Here is an 18765-nt window from a genome sequence, read left to right as displayed (position 1 = left end):
ATACAAGGTAACTAAAAAGGAACAAAAAATGACTCATTGGGTGATTTTCGGCGCAACCAAAGGAATAGGCTATATTTTAGCCAAAATGGGTGTAAAACAAGGGAAACAAGTCACAGCATTCGTTCGTCGAGCAGAAGATGCGGAACGGCTAGCCGCTGAAGGTATTCAAACCATCATTGGCGATGCCACTGATTTCAATTCACTCGAACGTATTTTCGCTCAAACTACCCCAGAAACCGTGGTATTTACCACAATTGGTGGCGCTCAAGCTGACTTTTACGGCAATTATAATATTATTCGTAAAGCCGAGCAGCATCAGATAACTCGATTATTATTCGTTACATCAATTGGTTGTGGTGATAGCTGGTCAACCCTATCACCTAGGGCAAAATCATTATTTGGTCCGTCGGTAAGACAAAAATCGATGGCTGAAAACTATCTCCAGAGCAGTGAGATAAATTACACCATTATCAGACCCGGCGGCTTGATGAGTGTACCCGCGACACATAATGCAAAATTATTGTCGAATGAGGCTCATGGTGTAATAAGTCGGGAAGATGTTGCGGTCGTTCTCGCTAAATTAGTTGAAGATAAAAGTAGTTACCGACAAATATTTGCCGTTGTTGATCCTGATTTGAAACCAGGTTGGAGCAAGTGAAATTGAGAGCCGAGGATAACTCGGCTCAATTTTATTTATTTAACGTCTTTCTTACTTAAATCACCCATCTCTTTTAATTTATTAGAGATCTCACGGCGCTCTTTCGACAGTTCCGCATTTTTAATGATGTAATCATCAACACGATCATCATAGTCACTGCGCATGTTGGCAATAATTGCTTGAATTTCTTCAATCGTCATGCCTGGCTTAATATAATCACTCAGGTTATCAAGCAATAAAACACGTTTTTGGTTATCACGAATTTTCTTTTCGTTATCGGTAATTTCACGGCGAATTTTATTTTTACGACGATACATACGCACAAATTCCAGGACATTTTGGAAAGATTGCTTGTTAGCGTTGTCCATGTTTAAAAACCCTCTATTAGAAAAACAAAACGCATCTCTACCTACACAATACCTTCTATCAGTAGATTGTTACAACCCTATTTCACCTATTCATTGATTTAAAAACAGTGAAAAGGTACTTTTTGCTTAATATACATACAGTATAGGCTGAATTGTTTCAGTTATCTCTTTTAAGTCGCCGTTTTTCCTTTAATTTCTGCCAAAGACGTATTGTGCTCAACCGGATCCATTTTATCGCCACGTAAACAAAATGCCGATAGAATCGTCGTAATCACAACAAAACATCCCATAATCAAATAAGTATCAGCAAAACCTATCTTATCGTATCCCCACCCCGCTAATGGCGATAAAATACTGGCCACAATCGAAGTAATGCAACTGAAACCTACTAAATACAGTGTTGATGATAACCGCTTATCAAAATGACGGCTGTTATACTTAAAAATAGCAATTAACAGTATAGGCAGCTCTACTGCATGTAATAACTTCATGGCTGAGATCATGATCGGGCCTTCGACTAAGGCAGAGCCTATGATCCTAATTGCCATCACACTACTGGCAAACAACAAGCCATTTTTAGCGCCAATGCGGTTAACGATATAGGGTGCGAGGAACATCCCACCAGCTTCTAGAAAAACTTGTAATGAATTTAAGTAGCCATACATTTCATTGCCCATTTTTTCATCTTGGAATTGATGCGCAAAATAGACCATAAACTGCTGATCATACACACTATAAATACAGGTACCTAATACAAACAAAATCAGCGCCCAGAAACGAGGTAAGGCAAACAGTTGTAATGCATCACCAATAGTGATCCCAGAGGGCTTTCCATGTTCTAGGCTGTTAAATGCATTCGTTTTATCTGTTTTTAACCGTAATAAAATCACTAAGAAAATGACACCTGAAACAGTTGCCATAATAAAATTATAGTTCGGATCAACATTAATATTACGCCCAGCAAAGAAAGTGGCGATAGCCCAACCTAGAGAGCCCCACATCCTTGCTTTACCGTATTCAAAATCACGCAGACGGCTTACCCGTTCAGTATAAGACTCAAGAACACCAATCCCTGCATGAAAAGTCATCCCAATGAATAAACCACCAGCTAAACTGCCAATTACGACATTCCATTGTAATAATGGGCCAAACAACATAAAAAATGGCCCTGATGATATTAATAAGACTGCGATAAACAACAGTAAATTTTTACGCAGCCCTAATTTATCTTGTAAAAATCCGTACAGTGGTTGCGCACATAGCGCGATAATTGAAATACATGAGAATATAACCCCTGTATCTGTGCCTTCTAAACCAACATATTTTCGAAGCCAAATAGCCACAACTGAAAACGTTGATGACCATGTAAAAAAGAAAAAAAACAGTAATGCGCTCAATGAGGCATAGTATTTTCTTGATTCGATGTTCATTATCATTTGCCCATTCATTTCCCTGACTGAGAAAATGTTAAGGTTAACATTGGTGCTAAACTAGGAATTCACGTTAATATTGTGATGTTACGCACGATTGTTAACGTTAACAATCGTGTTTTGTGAGCAATATCACTTAAAGTATTGGCATAAAAAATCCACAGTTAACTTAATAATATTCAAAATTATAGACTCTAAATAATTTGAAGTGCAGTTAAACAAGAAATCAATGGGTGGTTAGGAACATAGAAAACTATGTAACTGTCGCATATGAACGAACTTATCATCGCTTAACGAGAAATGCGGTAATTTGAAGTATCGCAAGGGACAATGAATTAACCATAACTCGGACAAGAAGATAAAATTGCATGAAACTCTAGCCCTCAAACGAGGGCTGGCGATATCAATATTCAGCTATTGAATTTTACTGTTAAGAAAGGTAATTGCATCATCTAAAATGCTTTTTCGTGCAGGATTGGATTCTTCTTTTGCTTCCGCTTGTAGCCTAGTTACTATTTTTTGTTTATTCACTTCGCTACTGGCAAGTAACCCTACTGTTACCCTACCAATCTCAGACAAAATCAAACGTGTTCTTTCATCATAAGTATTCATAAACGCATCCTTTTTTGTAGTGATGTATTAAATAGTAGACTAAAAATACAGTGTTTACGCTTATTTTTACGCTGTTTTACGCTATTTTTTGATTAACATCACCAGAAAAAACCAATTTAACATATTGATAATAAATGGCTTATTGATATTTAAATTTTAAAGATAGATAACTGAATTTAGTTAAACAACAGTTTACTTTTAAATACCATTCGTTCAGGTTTTCCCCCATATCAGGTATAATAGAAGGTCGGTGTTTTATGTTTGCTATAAATAGATTTAAATAATTCACAATATCCTCATCACGGAAACCCTGCTCAGGCCAAATGGAGAAGCGCGTTGCAAGAGACTAAAAAACAGCCCTCATTCTTTATCCATGACTATGAAACCTTTGGTAAGCATCCAGCGCTAGATCGCCCTGCACAATTCGCTGGAGTACGCACAGACTTAGATTTTAATATCATCGATGAGCCAGAGGTTTTCTATTGTTCACCTAGCGATGATTATCTTCCCCAACCTGAAGCTGTAATGATCACCGGCATCACTCCGCAACTTGCTTTAGCTCAAGGGGTCAATGAAGCAGAGTTTGCTAAACGCATTCATCAAGCCTTTTCTCAGCCAAATACCTGTATCATGGGCTATAATAATATTCGTTTTGATGATGAGGTTACGCGTAATATTTTCTATCGTAATTTTTACGATCCCTATGCCTATAGCTGGCAGCAAGGTAATTCACGTTGGGATTTATTAGACGCATTACGAGCCTGTTTTGCGTTACGCCCTGAAGGGATCCAATGGCCTGAAAATGATGATGGATTACCGAGTATGCGCCTTGAACATCTGACTAAAGCCAATGGAGTTGCTCATGAAAATGCCCATGACGCAATGTCTGATGTATTAGCCACCATCAATATGGCGAAGCTTTTAAAAGCAGCACAGCCAAGAATGTTTGACTACTTTTATCAATTACGTAATAAAAATAAAGTTAGTCAGCTGATTGATATTGTGGATATGACCCCTTTAGTCCATGTTTCAGGTATGTTTGGTGCTTTACGTTCCTACATTAGCCTTGTTGCGCCATTAGCTTGGCACCCAGATAACCGTAATGCCATCATCATGTGTGATCTTTCAGCTGATATTTCGCCATTGATTGATTTACCCGTGGAAGTCCTGCGCGAACGCTTATATACCCCTAAATCTGAATTAGGTGATGCTTTAGCTGTTCCGATTAAATTAGTACATATTAATAAATGCCCAATTTTAGCGCCTGAAAAAACATTACGAACAGAGGATGCCCTACGTACAGGGGTTGATCGTGACCTTTGCTGGCGCAATTTAGAAATTTTGCGTAAAAATCCAGATGTTCGCAACAAGGTCATTGAAATTTTTGCACAGGCACAACCCTTTGATGAGCCTGATGATGTAGATGCAAAAATCTATAGTGGCTTTTTTAGTAGTTCTGATCGTTCAACGATGGATATTATCAGAGAGACATCACCACTGAATTTACCTGCGCTCGATCTCACATTTGAAGACTCTCGAATGAAAGAACTGTTTTTCCGCTATAAGGCACGTAACTATCCCACAATTCTCTCCTATGATGAACAACAACGTTGGCTGCAACATCGTAGAGATTACTTTACCGAAAGCCGTTTGACCGATTATATGCACACCATTGAATTACTCATGATCGAGCATCAAAATGATGCTGAGCGCTGTAAACAATTAAAAGCCTTGGTGAATTACGCAAGGGAATTAGCGAGTTAATCTATACTCCAAATAATTCAAATGCAGTTTGGCAACAAGTGAAGATAACCGCTGAACATAGATAAACTATAAGATTTGGATAGCAGAACGTGGCCAACAACTTCCATGGGGCATATACACTGCCGCCAAACATATTATGTTTGGCGGCAGTGACTAAGATTTTTGATATCAATTAAGAAAATCAATTCATTGATTTTAACTGATAACACGAAATGGGAAAAAGCCGCTTTATCCCGCTTCGCCAACAACCTTAATGGTCGTGGTTACACCCACAATCCCCTTCCCAGTTTTTCTTCTTGGTGGTTTTCCCTAAACCAGGGTTCATAGTATTAGTGGGATCCGCTTGTTTATAAAAAGATTTAAGCTGCGGCTGCGCTTTATAAAGATGGCCCACATTATGCTCAGCAGGATACTGCGCACCGCGTTCATCCAACAACGCTAACATTTTTTCTTTCAGTTCTTTTGGATCAACGCCCTTTTTCAATACATAGTCTTGATGCATCACATGACACATAAAGTGACCACAATATAATTTATGTACTAATAATTTTTCAATTTCAGGTGGCAGTTTTTCAAACCAGTCGCGGTCATTACGACGTAATGCAATATCTAAAGGTAAAACATCTTCAACATCTTTATTATGCACGGCATGATAGCGAACTGCTGAGCCTGCCGCTGCAAAACGGTGTAAAAAAGCTTTAGCGCCTTCTTCGGGAGTACATTCAAAATAGCCGCCATCTGCGCTAGCAAAAAATGATTTTAACCACACTTGTGCTTCTGCAATACCATCGCCCGCCATTTTTAGCATTAGGTGATGTTCATATTTATCGCGAAATTGCTTCATACGCGGTGGTAAATGCGATGGCCATAATTTACTAAGCAATTGCATAGTGCGGTCAACAAGATTTGATGGCAATAAAGGCACTTTATTGAGCACCGCGTCAATACGCCCTTTAATGGTGAAAAAGAGCGGCATTTTATCTGTGCCGAATTTATCAATCATTAAAAAGGTATCTTTGCCATACACTTCTGCAATATCAAAACAACCACGGTGCATATACTCACCAGCAACGGGTAAATTTTTGAACTCACTTAAAATATGACGACGAATATCTTCCAGTACATCAGGGTTATTCGAGCCAATATAAAACACCTGAGTTGAGGTATCTGCAGGGAAGGTATCAAGACGTACAGCAAAAACAGCCAGTTTCCCTGCACAACCAGATGCTTCAAATAAACGACGCTCATCAGCATTAAAACGAGATGGCGTATCTGCATCAACATCACGTACCCGTTGTGCATAGTCATGATCAGAAGCCAATTTTTCACTATGCTCAATATCTTCAGTACGATAACGACGGTTTTGCAGATTCGTTAATATCTCTTCCGGTGTTTCACCTAAATCAATTCCTAAATGGTTAACTAGCTCGACTGTACCGTCTTCATTAACGCGGCCATATAAAGCTAACTCTGTATATGCAGGGCCTCGACGGACTAAAGAACCACCGGAACTATTACAGATCCCTCCCACTACTGAAGCACCAATACACGATGAGCCAATTAATGAATGAGGCTCACGACCAAGTGGTTTTAGTATTTTTTCTAAGTCATAAAGCGTGCTGCCCGGCATGGCAACCACTTGATTAAACTCTGGGAGTACTTGGATTTGGTTTAAACGCAATGTACTGATGATCACAATATCGCGATCATAATCATAGCCACTTGGTGTAGACCCTTCAGTTAGCCCTGTATTTGCTGCCTGCATAATCACTATTTTATCTGCTTCAACACAGGCTTTAAACACATACCATTGCTCTAACAGAGTCGTAGGGAATACAACCGCAATCGCATCCCCCACACCTGAGCGAAAACCTTTACGATAACGCTCAGTTTTATGGGGTTCAACAAGGATATTTTTGTTGCCAACAATATTCCTGAGTGTGAGTAATAGTCGTTGGTTCTCAGGATTTTTTGCATTGTTCATATGCGCGCCTTTTCACTCGAATTCATATTGATTATTGGTAGTATAATACTAGTGCTAACAACAGTATCACATAATATTAAGATATTAATAGGCTATATTATTTATCTTAAGGACTTCTTAAATAGCCAAAAATATTCCATATTAAGGATATATACACATAGTTATCTACATACTTGTTTATTTTTTTCTTTGGTTTGAAAAATCAAAACAATCGTTACTTAGCTCTTTCAACGCATTGATGAGAAATTCTTTGTCATTTATCGACTTTAAAGGAATGATAATTTCATCATATTCTGCGGTATACCGCCCCTTTTCGGTCTTAGGCGGGCAAAAGGCAAAATTCACGCAAGTCTCATAGACAGCAACATAATGTAAAGCATCCCAGTAAAGGCTAATATTTTGGTTTGGCTCATCAAATACAAATCCTTCTGGATAGAACCAATAATGGTTTATTTTATCTGCTTTAATCAATCCCTGTTTTAAAAAAGATCCATGCAATGATACAGCGCGCCACAATCCAAATCGAAAACATAAAACAAATAATCCCAAAATAATAAATGAACCACCTATTATTTGTATTATCGTCGTGTAGTAAGGGATATTTTTATGAAAAAACAAGGGATCATCAAATGTGAAACGTATAAATGATGCAACTAACAACACAAAATCAATATGGACTATCCAGCGAATAATTTTAAATTTTCTTTTATATAGGCTAATCAATTCTTGCTTAAATTCAGTGAGCATCTCTTTGTAACTTGCCGGTGTGTACTGAATATCAATTTTATAAAATGGTTGTTCCTGTGTAGAGGGCTCAAAATAGAAAGGATTCATATTTTCTCCTTTATAATCTAGGTGTTACATTATGAAATATCAGTAAGTCCAGTCAATAAGAAGATTCGTGATACCACTCTATTATGAATTTTCATAACAAAAATAGCGCCTTATGGCGCTATTTAATTATTATACATTGATATAACTTCAATATCGCTTATTCGATAATGTCAAATTAGACATCGCTCATTTGCGGCATTGGTCGTTTAAACATTCTCGTCAATATCGCCATATATATCAGGCCAACCGCTGTCCAAATCAATCCATAAACCATTGAGTCTTCCTCGATATTCAGCCATAACACACAAACGGTTAGTGTCCCAATAACAGGTAAAATCAAATAATTTAGGATATTTTTAAAACCACTCATACGACGTTCACGAATAAAGAATTGGCTGATCACAGAAATATTCACAAAGGTGAAAGCAATCAATGCACCAAAGTTAATCAGCGCTGTTGCAAAATCCATTTCAAACCAAATCGCACCCAGTGCCAATACACCAACCATTAACACGTTATAAGTAGGGGTACGCCATTTAGGGCTAACATGACCAAATACTTTTTCTGGGAATACACCATCGCGTCCCATAACATACATCAAACGCGCGCTACCTGCGTGTGCAGCCATGCCTGATGCTAATACTGTAACGCATGAGAATACCAAAATAATAGATTGGAAGAATGCCCCTGCAACAAAACGCATAATATCAGGCTGAGTTTCGTTGATATTCTGAAAACGTGAAACATCAGGGAAATACTGTTGTAAGAAGAATGAAACCGTAATGAAAATGATACCACCAATTAATGCGGTTAAGAAAATCGCACGAGGGATCACTTTACCTGCATTAGGTGTTTCTTCAGACAATGAACTTAACCCATCAAAACCTAAGAATGAGAAACAGAGAATGGTTGCTCCAGCAATCAGTGGAATTAACTCTGTTTTTTCATTAGCAAATGGATTAAATGTCCATATTTCACCCGTACCTTCACCATTTGATACCCCGTGGATAACCAATATAGTAAAGACTGCCATCACACCAATTTGGATAATAGCAATAACCGTACTGAGGTTAGCAATCACATTAATTCCACGCAAGTTGGCCGCGGTCATTAAAATCACTAAACCAACCACAAATATCCACGGTTCAACTGTCGGGAAGATGTCTTGTAAGTAGATCTTGGCCAATAAAATGTTGATCATTGGCATAAAGATATAGGAAAGCAATGATGTCCATCCGACTAAGAAGCCAATGTGTGGACTCATTGATTTTTGAGCATAAGTATACGCTGAGCCAGCTGATGGGAAACGTTTCACCAATTTGCCGTAGCTCAGAGCAGTAAATAGTATCGCGACAAGCGCAATAATATAAGAAGTCGGGACGTGTCCGCCGGTTTTATCGGATACCATGCCAAATGTGTCAAAGATGGTCATTGGCTGAATATAAGCCAGACCAATCATCACGACTTGCATTAACGTTAATGTTTTTGCAAGTTGCACACGGTTATTAGCACCAGTTTGGTTGTTACCGATTGATAGTGGTATTGAATTATTTGGCATGACAAAGCCCTCCCATAACTTTCGATTGAGTACTACTAGACCTACTTAATCGACAGTTACTGGGAAGACTTTGCATCTGCCTATAGGCAGAAAAGAAAGAAGAGAGGTTGAACGGTGAATTAGCGAAGCAAGTCGTTGCTCCGTAGTCATCGATGCGGCAACCGCGGCCACCAGGCCCTGCTGCGAATGCGAAAAAGTAAGCCATGCAAGCATTCCTCAAATCGGTAGCATTAAATGTTAGCTACACGCAAAAATATAATTTATCTATCCGGCCTATCATCCGGCCCCGTGAAAATGAACGAACTTAAAAAGCAAAAAAAAACCGATACCAGTAATTGGGGTATCAGTCATTTTTTTAGTTCGCGCATTTTGCACTTCAAGTAGTGAAATAGCAATAGTTATCGTCAAAAAAGTGGACAATATTTGATGAGAATTTCTGATATGTTTATTATTTTCACGGCAAGAGCTAATAACCTGTTTTATTCAATAATTTTTCGCCATTAAATATGTCTTTTTAGACTTTTTTGCACTATAAACAAAAAAGCCTTCTGGCAATAGCGAGAAGGCTTTGATCAAGTTATTTATACTTTACATAATGCAAAGTGCAGGTAGGTGGAGAACATAGATAAACTATGTAACTCAACGAGCGCCGCGTAATCCCTTATACCCTAACGCCCCCTGCAACTTGAAAGATGACAAGTATCTAACACCAATTAGAAGTTATAGTTGATACCGATGTTATAACGACGACCTTCTAATTCTGCACCATAGGTTGCATTATCCACACGACGATCTAAGACGTTATATACCCCACCAACAATATCGGCATTTTTGTTTAACTGGTAACTAGCACCTAAATCAAACAGTGCATAAGACGGTGTACCACTTGCCATTTTTTGACCACGCCCTTGGTATTCTGACGTTTTACCGCGGAAATTCATGCGTGTCCATGTTTCCAGATCTTCAGTCGTTTGCCAAGTCAATGTGGTATTACCCATATGTTTAGGTTGCTTATTTAATGGCTTACCTTTATTTACACCACTTTTTTGCTCTGTATCGGTATAAGTATAGTTAGCTGCAAACTCTAAATTATCTAAAATGCCCCAATTAAAGGTTAATTCCACACCACGCATTCTGGCTTTATCTACGTTCGCTTTATCGCTGATAAAGTTATATGGCTTACCAGCGATATCGCCTTCACCATCTTCAGCAACTGTACATGGTCTCAGAGATGGGTTATCTGATTCACAACGTCTAACTTCAGTAATTTTATCTTTAAAGTCAGTATTATAAATAGTGATACCTGCGGTGATGTTATCTTGGTTGTTCCAAATAACACCTATTTCTTCAGTAACACTTTTCTCTGGTTTTAGATCAGGGTTACCATAAATAACCGCATTTCCTCTACTACCACCCGTTGCTTGCCCCCAATTTGCGGATGACTCACGTAAGCTAGGCGCTTTATAACCTGTGGTTACACCACCTTTAATTGTCCATTGTTCATCTGCATGCCACACACCGTAAAGACGTGGAGTCCAATGACTACCGTAGTTTTCATCTTTATCCATACGAATACCGCCTGTTAATGCAAAATCATTGGTCATTAACCATTCATCTTCTGCAAATAACGCCCAGCTATAACGATCTAATTTATTATATTGTTTAAATTTATTCCCTTCGTCTTTCAGTTTTTCTTTACGGTATTGACCACCAAGACTTAAGCTGTGATCACCTAGCAAAAAGACGCTTTGATTACGGAACACAAGATCTTCCGCAGTCATTTTACGACCTGGGTTTTTAGTTTCATCGTACTGTACATAGGTATCAGTTGAAGCAATATCGTAAATACCTGTGTGGGTTAGCGCCATATGCGTTAATTCATATTTGCTAAAGCCACTGCCATCACCTCTTTTATTACTATAACCTTCACGGTCATCTCGGTGTTGGTTATCACGTTTATACTCAGCATCAATGGTATTTTTTTCGTCTGGAGTCCAAGAAAGTGTTCCACCACCACTTGCCATAATTTGTCGATTAAATCCATCGACAATTTTATCTTCACCACGGTGTGAATACTGACCATTTAATTTCACACCAAGCAAACCATCGATTAATGGACCTGATGTATAAAAGCTGCCCTGTCCCGTGTTACCTGAGTTTTTTCTTTCCGTAATTGTCGTATCTGCACGTAAACTTGTGGTCCACTCTTGTTGGACTCGACGAGTAATAATATTGATAACGCCGCCCATGGCATCTGAACCATACAGAGAAGACATAGGTCCGCGAACAACCTCGATACGCTCAATTGCAGGTAATGGTGGTAACCACCCTTGTTCAATACCTGAACCGTCACTGTTTGGACGTGTACTACGGGTATCAACACGTTTACCATCAATCAGGATCATCGTGTATTTTGCATCCATACCTCGAATGCTTATATCACTACTACTTCCCCCACCGGTGACTAATACACCAGGTACATCTTTCAAGGCATCCGTCACATCACGGTAGGCTTTGTCTTCTAATTGCTGACGAGTGATCACAGAAATAGAAGCGGGTGCATCTTCTATTTTTTGCTGGAAACCAGATGCAGTGGTAACCATCATCACATCTTTACTGTTATCAGCGAATGCAGGTGCAGATGCAATAGCCGCAATAATGCTGACCGCAATTTTTCTTTTATTAAAAACAACCATTCCCAACTCTCCGAGAGATAAATTAGATTTAATTTTTTGATGTGACAAAGCTCAATATAGGGATTTAACCCTATTACAAATATTATTATTTTTTGATTATGAGATAATATAAATTACCTATAGGAAATTTATGGTATATAACCATTTACAATAAATTTCCTATAATTAATTACCAGCAAAAAATATAATGTTATTTTTTATTCGTGTGCCTATTCAACCTTAATAGACACACTTCATTAATTAACTAACTGGCTAATCTTGTACTCACTAAACCATCAACCAATACTTGTGGCACACCTTGCGAACAGCGCTCTATACGCCCCCTTACACCATATACTTCGGCTAGGCTTTCCGGTGTAATCACTTCTTCAGGTTCACCTTGCGCAATAAGTTTGCCTTTCTTAAGCATTAACACATGCTCTGCATGCTTTAATGCAATATTAATATCGTGAACCACAACTACCGTTATTATATTACGGCGTTTAGTTTCTTTCGCGACCAAATCCATAACATGATATTGATAATTAAGGTCAAGTGCACTCAATGGCTCATCTAATAATAGTAAATTAGGCTGACGAATTAATGATTGAGCCAAACCAACCAATTGTTTTTGGCCACCCGATAGTTGATCTAAATAACTTAATGCTAAATGTTCAATACCTAATTGACGCAATAAATGCATCACTTCATCTTTACTATTTTCATTACTTAAGCCGCCTGATGCCCTTTGAGCAACAATCACGGATTCTAATACATAAAGATGAACACCTGCCGGTAAACTTTGTGGCAAATACACCACATTTTGGGCACGCTGAGCAAAGTTTTGACGGGTTAAATCCATACCATCAAGCAACAACTGCCCTGTTGCTTTATTTAGCCCAGCCAAAGAACGCAATAACGTTGATTTACCGCTCCCATTTGGCCCTAGTAAAACAGTAATCTTGCCTCTTGGTAAAGACTGTGTCGTTAAATCTTCAATCACAGGGTGTTTCGGATAACCTGCATTAAAGCGATTAATAATCAGGCCATCTGTCATGATACATTTCCTCTGTGACGCAAAATAATACTTAAGAAGAATGGCACCCCAACTAACGAAGTTACAATACCAACAGGGATAATCACACCCGGTATAATATTTTTCGAGGCAATTGATGCCATCGATAACACTAATGCACCAATTAATGCGCTTGCAGGAAGATAGAATCGATGATCTTCACCAAACATTAAACGGGCAATATGTGGTGCAACTAAACCAATAAAGGCTATTGGGCCAACAAACGCAACAGCCAGCGCAGATAAAATACTAATACGCAATAATGTTGTTAAACGTAAACGACGCACATCAATACCAAAACTAATGGCACGATCTTCACCAAGCCTTAACGCCGTTAATTTCCATGAACTCATCATCGCAATCGGGAAAATCAGTGCAAATACCAATGCCATTACACCTAATTTCACCCATGTTGCTTTCGACAGACTCCCCATAGTCCAAAAAACCAAACCTTGGAGCGTATCTTCTGTCGCAATAAACTGCATCATCGACACCAGTGCATTAAAGGTAAATACCAATGCGATACCAAATAACACGACACCTGAAGTTGCCACACGCGTCCAACGAGTTACCGCATCAAGCATTAATGCAGCCAGCAACGCAAAAATAAACGCATTAGCAGAAATCACCCACTGGTCAGGGACTCCGGGGATAGCGATACCTGAAACAATCGCCAGTGCTGCACCAAATGCTGCGGCATTGGACACCCCTAAAGTAAATGGACTAGCTAATGGGTTATTTAAAATGGTTTGCATCTCAGCCCCAGCGAGGCCTAGAGACATACCAATTACCACAGCCATCAACGCATAGGGTAACCGGATATCCCAAACAATCACTCGCGTCCCTGCTTCAACAGACTCAGGGGAGACGAGTGTTTGCCATAATTTCTCCAACGATAACCCCGATGGCCCGAGGGTAAAATCTATCACCAGTGACAACAAGATGGCTGCAATAATCACAGCAATCCACGCCACTCGACGACGTAACATTTGTTGATAATGATGTTTTACACCATTATTCTGTTCTTTAGCTGGCTGTTCTAGAACTGACATTGGCTCGCTAGTAAGACTCATGATGATAATTACCTACTAAATTTATTTTTCACTCACCCAATATATACCTGTTGGCTCTACCGCCAAAAACTGGCTATGCAATTCATTTAAGGTTTTTTGCGGATCAAGCTCCGCGAATTGCTCTGGATAGAACCATTTAGCGAATACTTGCGTCGCTAACACGTTATAAGGTGAGTTGTAGTAGTTATGCCAAATCGCATAATCTTTACCATCTTTCACGGCAGATAAAGAATGAATACCTTTGCGCTCAGTTATGGCTTTTAGACTCGCTTTTGCATCTTCAGCAGTACTTTGTGCGCCAAGTTGCACCCCCGCGTCTTTACTCTTTGGTGCCTTCGCACCTGTTGCGATATAAATTTGTGGATCTGCGGCAATAATTTTTTCTAAATTCATCGTGCCCAGTGCGCCCGGAAGTGCCCCTTTGGCAATATTTTTACCGCCAGCAAGGTCAATAAAATTCCCCATATTGCCGTCACCTGCGGTACCACAGCAATCTTCAAATGCACCAGCACGTAATTCAATAAATACACTTGGTTTTTTATCTTCAGGGATATGACTGGTGATATCTGTGACAAGTTTTTGGTTTCTTTCGTAGAAATCAGCATATTTTTCCGCAACTTGTTCACGATTTAATGCTTTTCCTAACATCCGCATGCTAGGTAAGGTGTTTTTCAGAGGGTTATCTCTAAAATCAACAAAAACCACTGGCACGCCGGCCTTTTCAAGTTGATTTACTAACTCACTATTTTTTCCTGGTCCATGACCTGACAGACCAAAAATAGCGATATCAGGATTTAGTGTTAATACTTTTTCAGCGCTAACACTGTCCGCGCTAGTGTTACCAATCAGAGGGATTTTATCGATTTGGGGGAATTTATCTTTATATACCGCGTAAGTTTGTGGATCTAATTTACGTAAATCACCTTGCCAACCTACAATTCGATCTAAAGGCTTATCGCCTTCGAGTAAGGCTATTGCACTAAATAAGCGACCTTCGCCAAGTAAGATACGGTTAACATTATCAGGTACTTCAACAGTACGTCCAGCAATATCAGTGACAGTTGCGGCCAAGACACTGGCGCTTATGGTAAACACTGAACTTGCTAATAGTGTTAAACTTATCCCCTTTGCTAACGATTTCGCCATGCAATTCACTTTACACCTCTTCACCCCATATTTTAGTGCCATAACAATAAAGCAAATAAGAATACTTATCAATACGATTGCCAATTTAATTAAAGGTGTTGGCGAAATTGTGATCCTACTCGGTAATCGATAGTGTAAAACTCAAACAATTATCATGAAAATAGGCCAATTAACTGGCCTATTTGAGAATATAATAAAGAGGTAATGACAATGTCTATGCGCGAATAATTCAGGTAACTAGCCGCATAGGAATTAGGTGAAGTGTCACGAGTGAACCAAGCCCTCATGCCTTAATCAATCATGCGATAATGTGAAGCATCACGAATATATTCATTTAAATCAATCCATTGGCTATCATTACTGCTACTGCGTTTTGCCGCGTCAATAAATGCCATCCCTAGTAAGCCAGTATCAATTCTTGGCAACAATGGTGCAGCTTGCGCTCCTTCACGTAAGCATTTAGCCGCTTCGCGATAGATTTGCGCAAATCCCTCTAAGTAACCTTCGGGATGACCAGGGGGAACACGTGCTAACTGGCGGTTTTCTGCATATTGGGACAACGACGCGCGCGTAATATAATACGCAGGCTTATCGAAAGGTTTCATCCATAATTGATTCGGATTTTCTTGTAAAAACTCTAAACTTCCGAGGCTACCATATATTCGTAAACGTAGGCCATTCTCCTCTCCACAAGCAACTTGGCTCGCCCACAAACGGCCTTTAGCACCATTATGATAACGCATTTGTACATGTACATCGTCATCTAACTGGCGACCTGAAATCAAAGAGGAGAGTTCTGCGCGGATCGCTGACGGGATCATATCAGTCACAAATTGAGCCAATTGCCATGCATGTGTGCCTATATCACCAATACAGCCTACTCCTGCTTTTTGCGGATCCGCTCGCCAACTGGCTTGCTTATTACCCGTTGCTTCTAATTGAGTCGCTAGCCATTGCTGTAAATATTCCACTTCGATATAGCGGATCTCTCCTAATTCACCTGCTAGTATTCGACTACGCGCTTCACGTACTAATGGATAAGCACTGTAATTATGAGTTAGAAACAGTTGTCGGCCACTATCACGCACCGTTTGTGCTAGCTGTAATCCTTCCTTATAAGAAGTACATAAGGGTTTGTCGCAAATCACATCAATGCCTGCATTGAGGAATGCGGTTGCGACAGGCGCATGTAAATAGTTGGGTGTGACAATCGCAACAACATCAATGCCATCCGTTCGTTGCGTTTCTGCTAACGCCATCTGTTGATAATCCGCATAACAACGATCAGGTGACACATGCAGCCGTTGCCCTGTACGTTGGCAATTTAGAGGATCGGAAGAAAATGCACCAGCCACTAATTCATACTCATCATCCATGCGAGCCGCCAATCGATGAACCGCACCAATAAATGCCCCCTCGCCACCACCAACCATGCCTAATTTTAGTCTCATACATCAGCACCTTTTATGCCTAAAAGCGCTCTGATTTGTTGGGGATCGGTTTCTACGGCAGCAAAATCATCAAAAGCATGTTCTGCGATTGGAATAATATGACGTTGAATAAACTCAGCCCCTTCCCTCGCCCCCGCTTCAGGGGATTTTAAGCAACATTCCCACTCTAAGGTTGCAACACCTGAAAAATCATATTGCGTTAGCTTGCTGAAAATGGATTTAAAATCAATTTGGCCATCACCCAATGAGCGGAAACGCCCTGCACGCGCTAACCATGGCTGATAACCACCGTACACGCCACTTTTGGCACTGGGGGTATATTCGGCATCTTTAACATGAAATGCTCGGATCCGTTGATGGTAGCAATCAATAAAACCGAGATAATCCATTTGCTGTAAATGTAAATGGCTCGGATCATACAAGATATGACAACGTGGATGGTTATTCACTAATCCAAGAAAGCGTTCAAAGGTCACACCATCATGCAGATCTTCACCAGGATGTAATTCATAACAGACATCTATCCCACACTCATCGAATCGATTAAGAATGGGTAGCCAGCGCTGTGCGAGTTGTTCAAACGCTTCCTCAAATAACAATGCATTATGGGGAGGCCAAGGGTAAAAATAAGGCCATGCCAGCGCTCCAGAAAATGTCACATGCGTGGTTAGACCCAACCGCTGTGAAGCTTCTGCCGCTTTCATCAGCTGTTCAGTTGCCCATGTTTGTCGCAGTTTAGGGTTTCCTCTCACTAATTCAGGAGCAAATCCATCAAATACTGAATCATAGGCGGGATGTACTGCAATCAGCTGCCCCTGAATATGAGTTGATAATTCACTAATACGAATGCCATATTGTTGAAGCCGTGCAACTGTCTCATCACAATAGCTTTGGCTCGTCGCAGCCAAATCCAGATCAAAAATTCGCGGATCCATTGTTGGAATTTGAATATTGGTGAAACCAAGCTCACTCGCCCATTTAGCTAATCCATCCAATGAATTAAAAGGAGCACTATCACCAATAAATTGGGCTAAAAATAACCCCGGTCCTTGTATCCTTTTCATAACCCGCTCCTAAGTATCACCGTGCGTTGACTGCGAACCGCTTCATCGGCTGCAAGAACAATACGTAAGCTATTTAATGCATCCTCTAAATGCTGTTCGAGATCTAACTGCTGTTTAATCGCCTGAACAAAGTAACGCTGCTCACTTAAACATAATGCCAAATGGTCGGGTTCGTCTTGACAATCAATCCAACTGTCGGGTTGCTTAAAATTATTTTCTTCATCAAGCGCCGCATGATGCAAGCGTAATGATTCAGTACGGGTATGCCCACCAACGTTATCTGAGCGACCTTCGTTATGGCGAGCCATGATTGAAACCGAGCCATGAGGGCCGATCACGTCTTTCACAAAATAAGCGGTTTCGCTGATCATAGGCCCCCATCCAGCTTCGTACCAACCTACTGAGCCATCCGCAAAACGTACTTGCAACTGACCATAGTTATACATATGTTCGGGTAAATCATCGGTGAGCCTAGCCCCTATCGCACTCACACTAATGGGCTCTGCTTGAGCCATTTGGCACATCACATCGAGATAATGCACCCCACAATCGACAATGGGTGATAATGATTGCATCAAATTACGGTGAACATTCCACATCTGCCCATGGCTTTGTTGATTTAAGTTCATACGCATCACTAATGGTTTGCCAAGCCCACGAGCTAACTGAATAAACTGCTGCCATGATGGGTGGTGACGTAAAATATAACCGACTACCACTTGGCGGTTAGCCTGCTTTGCAGCGGCGATCACCCTTTTCGCTCCTTCCACGGTTGTCGAAAGGGGCTTTTCTATAAAGACATGACAACCTGCGGCTATGGCTAATAGCGCATATTCTTCGTGTGTATCTGGGTAAGTTGTTAGGCAAACTGCGTCAGGTTTAGTGTGTTGTAACGCTTGTTCATAATCACTGAATGTAGGATAACCTCCACCTAATTGCTGATTGAGTACATCACGAGAGCGACCGCGTGATACTAAACCACAAATATCGACATCATCCATTGTATGATAAGCCTCTGCATGTGAGGCTCCCATATTGCCGCAACCCACAACTAATACCTGTAAATTAGCCAT

At 40.1% G+C, this 18765-nt stretch carries 15 protein-coding genes; 2 read left to right on the top strand and 13 right to left on the bottom strand.

What is annotated here, in order from left to right:
• Nucleotides 1-28: 28 nt before the first annotated feature.
• On the top strand, nt 29-658 hold the full coding sequence (locus JI723_RS08765; protein WP_272580017.1) for an SDR family oxidoreductase: 630 nt from the start codon (nt 29-31) through the stop codon (nt 656-658).
• A 35-nt stretch (nt 659-693) separates the two neighbouring features.
• Here the strand turns inward: JI723_RS08765 and tmaR are convergent, their stop codons facing one another.
• The 3 genes from tmaR to JI723_RS08750 form a co-directional block, all read right to left on the bottom strand.
• Entirely contained in the window at nt 694-1026 is a 333-nt protein-coding gene (tmaR, locus tag JI723_RS08760) for a PTS system regulator TmaR (RefSeq protein WP_070927160.1), read from the bottom strand.
• A 170-nt stretch (nt 1027-1196) separates the two neighbouring features.
• Nucleotides 1197-2456, bottom strand: a complete 1260-nt coding sequence (locus JI723_RS08755; RefSeq protein WP_272580016.1) for an MFS transporter — start codon at nt 2454-2456, stop codon at nt 1197-1199.
• A gap of 414 nt (nt 2457-2870) precedes the next feature.
• Entirely contained in the window at nt 2871-3068 is a 198-nt protein-coding gene (locus tag JI723_RS08750; RefSeq protein ID WP_070927164.1) for a hypothetical protein, read from the bottom strand.
• Between the two features lie 336 nt (nt 3069-3404).
• Here JI723_RS08750 and sbcB point away from each other — a divergent pair, with 336 nt between their 5' ends.
• Nucleotides 3405-4832 carry an exodeoxyribonuclease I gene (gene sbcB / locus JI723_RS08745; RefSeq protein ID WP_272580015.1) on the top strand — a complete coding sequence of 476 codons (1428 nt, stop codon included), beginning with the start codon at nt 3405-3407 and terminating at the stop codon, nt 4830-4832.
• Between the two features lie 250 nt (nt 4833-5082).
• Here the strand turns inward: sbcB and dld are convergent, their stop codons facing one another.
• The 10 genes from dld to JI723_RS08690 all read right to left on the bottom strand — a co-directional run bounded on the left by dld (nt 5083) and on the right by JI723_RS08690 (nt 18765).
• Nucleotides 5083-6816: a D-lactate dehydrogenase gene (gene dld, locus JI723_RS08740; protein ID WP_070927170.1), complete on the bottom strand. Its 1734-nt coding sequence runs from the start codon at nt 6814-6816 to the stop codon at nt 5083-5085.
• 177 nt (nt 6817-6993) lie between these two features.
• Entirely contained in the window at nt 6994-7650 is a 657-nt protein-coding gene (locus JI723_RS08735; protein WP_319066538.1) for a hypothetical protein, read from the bottom strand.
• 175 nt (nt 7651-7825) lie between these two features.
• Nucleotides 7826-9208, bottom strand: coding sequence for an APC family permease (locus JI723_RS08730; protein ID WP_070927176.1), 1383 nt, complete (start codon nt 9206-9208; stop codon nt 7826-7828).
• Nucleotides 9209-9921: 713 nt separating this feature from the next.
• Nucleotides 9922-11904, bottom strand: coding sequence for a ligand-gated channel protein (locus JI723_RS08720; protein ID WP_319066539.1), 1983 nt, complete (start codon nt 11902-11904; stop codon nt 9922-9924).
• A 244-nt stretch (nt 11905-12148) separates the two neighbouring features.
• Entirely contained in the window at nt 12149-12940 is a 792-nt protein-coding gene (locus JI723_RS08715) for an ABC transporter ATP-binding protein (RefSeq protein ID WP_070927181.1), read from the bottom strand.
• Nucleotides 12937-14031 carry a FecCD family ABC transporter permease gene (locus tag JI723_RS08710; RefSeq protein WP_318705345.1) on the bottom strand — a complete coding sequence of 365 codons (1095 nt, stop codon included), beginning with the start codon at nt 14029-14031 and terminating at the stop codon, nt 12937-12939. The genes JI723_RS08715 and JI723_RS08710 overlap by 4 nt, the downstream gene beginning before the upstream one ends.
• 21 nt (nt 14032-14052) lie before the next feature.
• Nucleotides 14053-15177 (bottom strand): ABC transporter substrate-binding protein, encoded by a 1125-nt coding sequence (locus tag JI723_RS08705; protein ID WP_319066541.1) that lies wholly within the window; start codon nt 15175-15177, stop codon nt 14053-14055.
• Nucleotides 15178-15467: 290 nt separating this feature from the next.
• The gene (locus JI723_RS08700; protein ID WP_337979927.1) at nt 15468-16628 is read right to left on the bottom strand and encodes a Gfo/Idh/MocA family protein; all 1161 of its coding nucleotides are present in this window, start codon (nt 16626-16628) and stop codon (nt 15468-15470) included.
• A complete protein-coding gene (locus JI723_RS08695; RefSeq protein WP_140178455.1) occupies nt 16625-17692 on the bottom strand; it encodes a sugar phosphate isomerase/epimerase family protein in 1068 nt (355 codons plus the stop codon). Before JI723_RS08695 ends, JI723_RS08700 begins: the two co-directional genes overlap by 4 nt.
• A complete protein-coding gene (locus tag JI723_RS08690; protein ID WP_319066544.1) occupies nt 17689-18765 on the bottom strand; it encodes a Gfo/Idh/MocA family protein in 1077 nt (358 codons plus the stop codon). Before JI723_RS08690 ends, JI723_RS08695 begins: the two co-directional genes overlap by 4 nt.

Source organism: Providencia manganoxydans, assembly GCF_016618195.1.
Taxonomy (GTDB): Bacteria; Pseudomonadota; Gammaproteobacteria; order Enterobacterales; family Enterobacteriaceae; genus Providencia; species Providencia manganoxydans.
This window is presented reverse-complemented; position numbering and strand designations above follow the sequence as displayed.

What these genes read in the sequence shown, in the direction of transcription:
- JI723_RS08710 (WP_318705345.1), bottom strand. Translation starts at nt 14,031, where the DNA reads ATGAGTCTTACTAGCGAGCCAATGTCAGTTCTAGAACAGCCAGCTAAA.
- JI723_RS08750 (WP_070927164.1), bottom strand. Translation starts at nt 3,068, where the DNA reads ATGAATACTTATGATGAAAGAACACGTTTGATTTTGTCTGAGATTGGT.
- JI723_RS08720 (WP_319066539.1), bottom strand. Translation starts at nt 11,904, where the DNA reads ATGGTTGTTTTTAATAAAAGAAAAATTGCGGTCAGCATTATTGCGGCT.
- JI723_RS08765 (WP_272580017.1), top strand. Translation starts at nt 29, where the DNA reads ATGACTCATTGGGTGATTTTCGGCGCAACCAAAGGAATAGGCTATATT.
- JI723_RS08730 (WP_070927176.1), bottom strand. Translation starts at nt 9,208, where the DNA reads ATGCCAAATAATTCAATACCACTATCAATCGGTAACAACCAAACTGGT.
- tmaR (WP_070927160.1), bottom strand. Translation starts at nt 1,026, where the DNA reads ATGGACAACGCTAACAAGCAATCTTTCCAAAATGTCCTGGAATTTGTG.
- JI723_RS08695 (WP_140178455.1), bottom strand. Translation starts at nt 17,692, where the DNA reads ATGAAAAGGATACAAGGACCGGGGTTATTTTTAGCCCAATTTATTGGT.
- JI723_RS08735 (WP_319066538.1), bottom strand. Translation starts at nt 7,650, where the DNA reads ATGAATCCTTTCTATTTTGAGCCCTCTACACAGGAACAACCATTTTAT.
- dld (WP_070927170.1), bottom strand. Translation starts at nt 6,816, where the DNA reads ATGAACAATGCAAAAAATCCTGAGAACCAACGACTATTACTCACACTC.
- JI723_RS08705 (WP_319066541.1), bottom strand. Translation starts at nt 15,177, where the DNA reads ATGGCGAAATCGTTAGCAAAGGGGATAAGTTTAACACTATTAGCAAGT.
- JI723_RS08755 (WP_272580016.1), bottom strand. Translation starts at nt 2,456, where the DNA reads ATGAACATCGAATCAAGAAAATACTATGCCTCATTGAGCGCATTACTG.
- JI723_RS08690 (WP_319066544.1), bottom strand. Translation starts at nt 18,765, where the DNA reads ATGGCTAATTTACAGGTATTAGTTGTGGGTTGCGGCAATATGGGAGCC.
- JI723_RS08715 (WP_070927181.1), bottom strand. Translation starts at nt 12,940, where the DNA reads ATGACAGATGGCCTGATTATTAATCGCTTTAATGCAGGTTATCCGAAA.
- JI723_RS08700 (WP_337979927.1), bottom strand. Translation starts at nt 16,628, where the DNA reads ATGAGACTAAAATTAGGCATGGTTGGTGGTGGCGAGGGGGCATTTATT.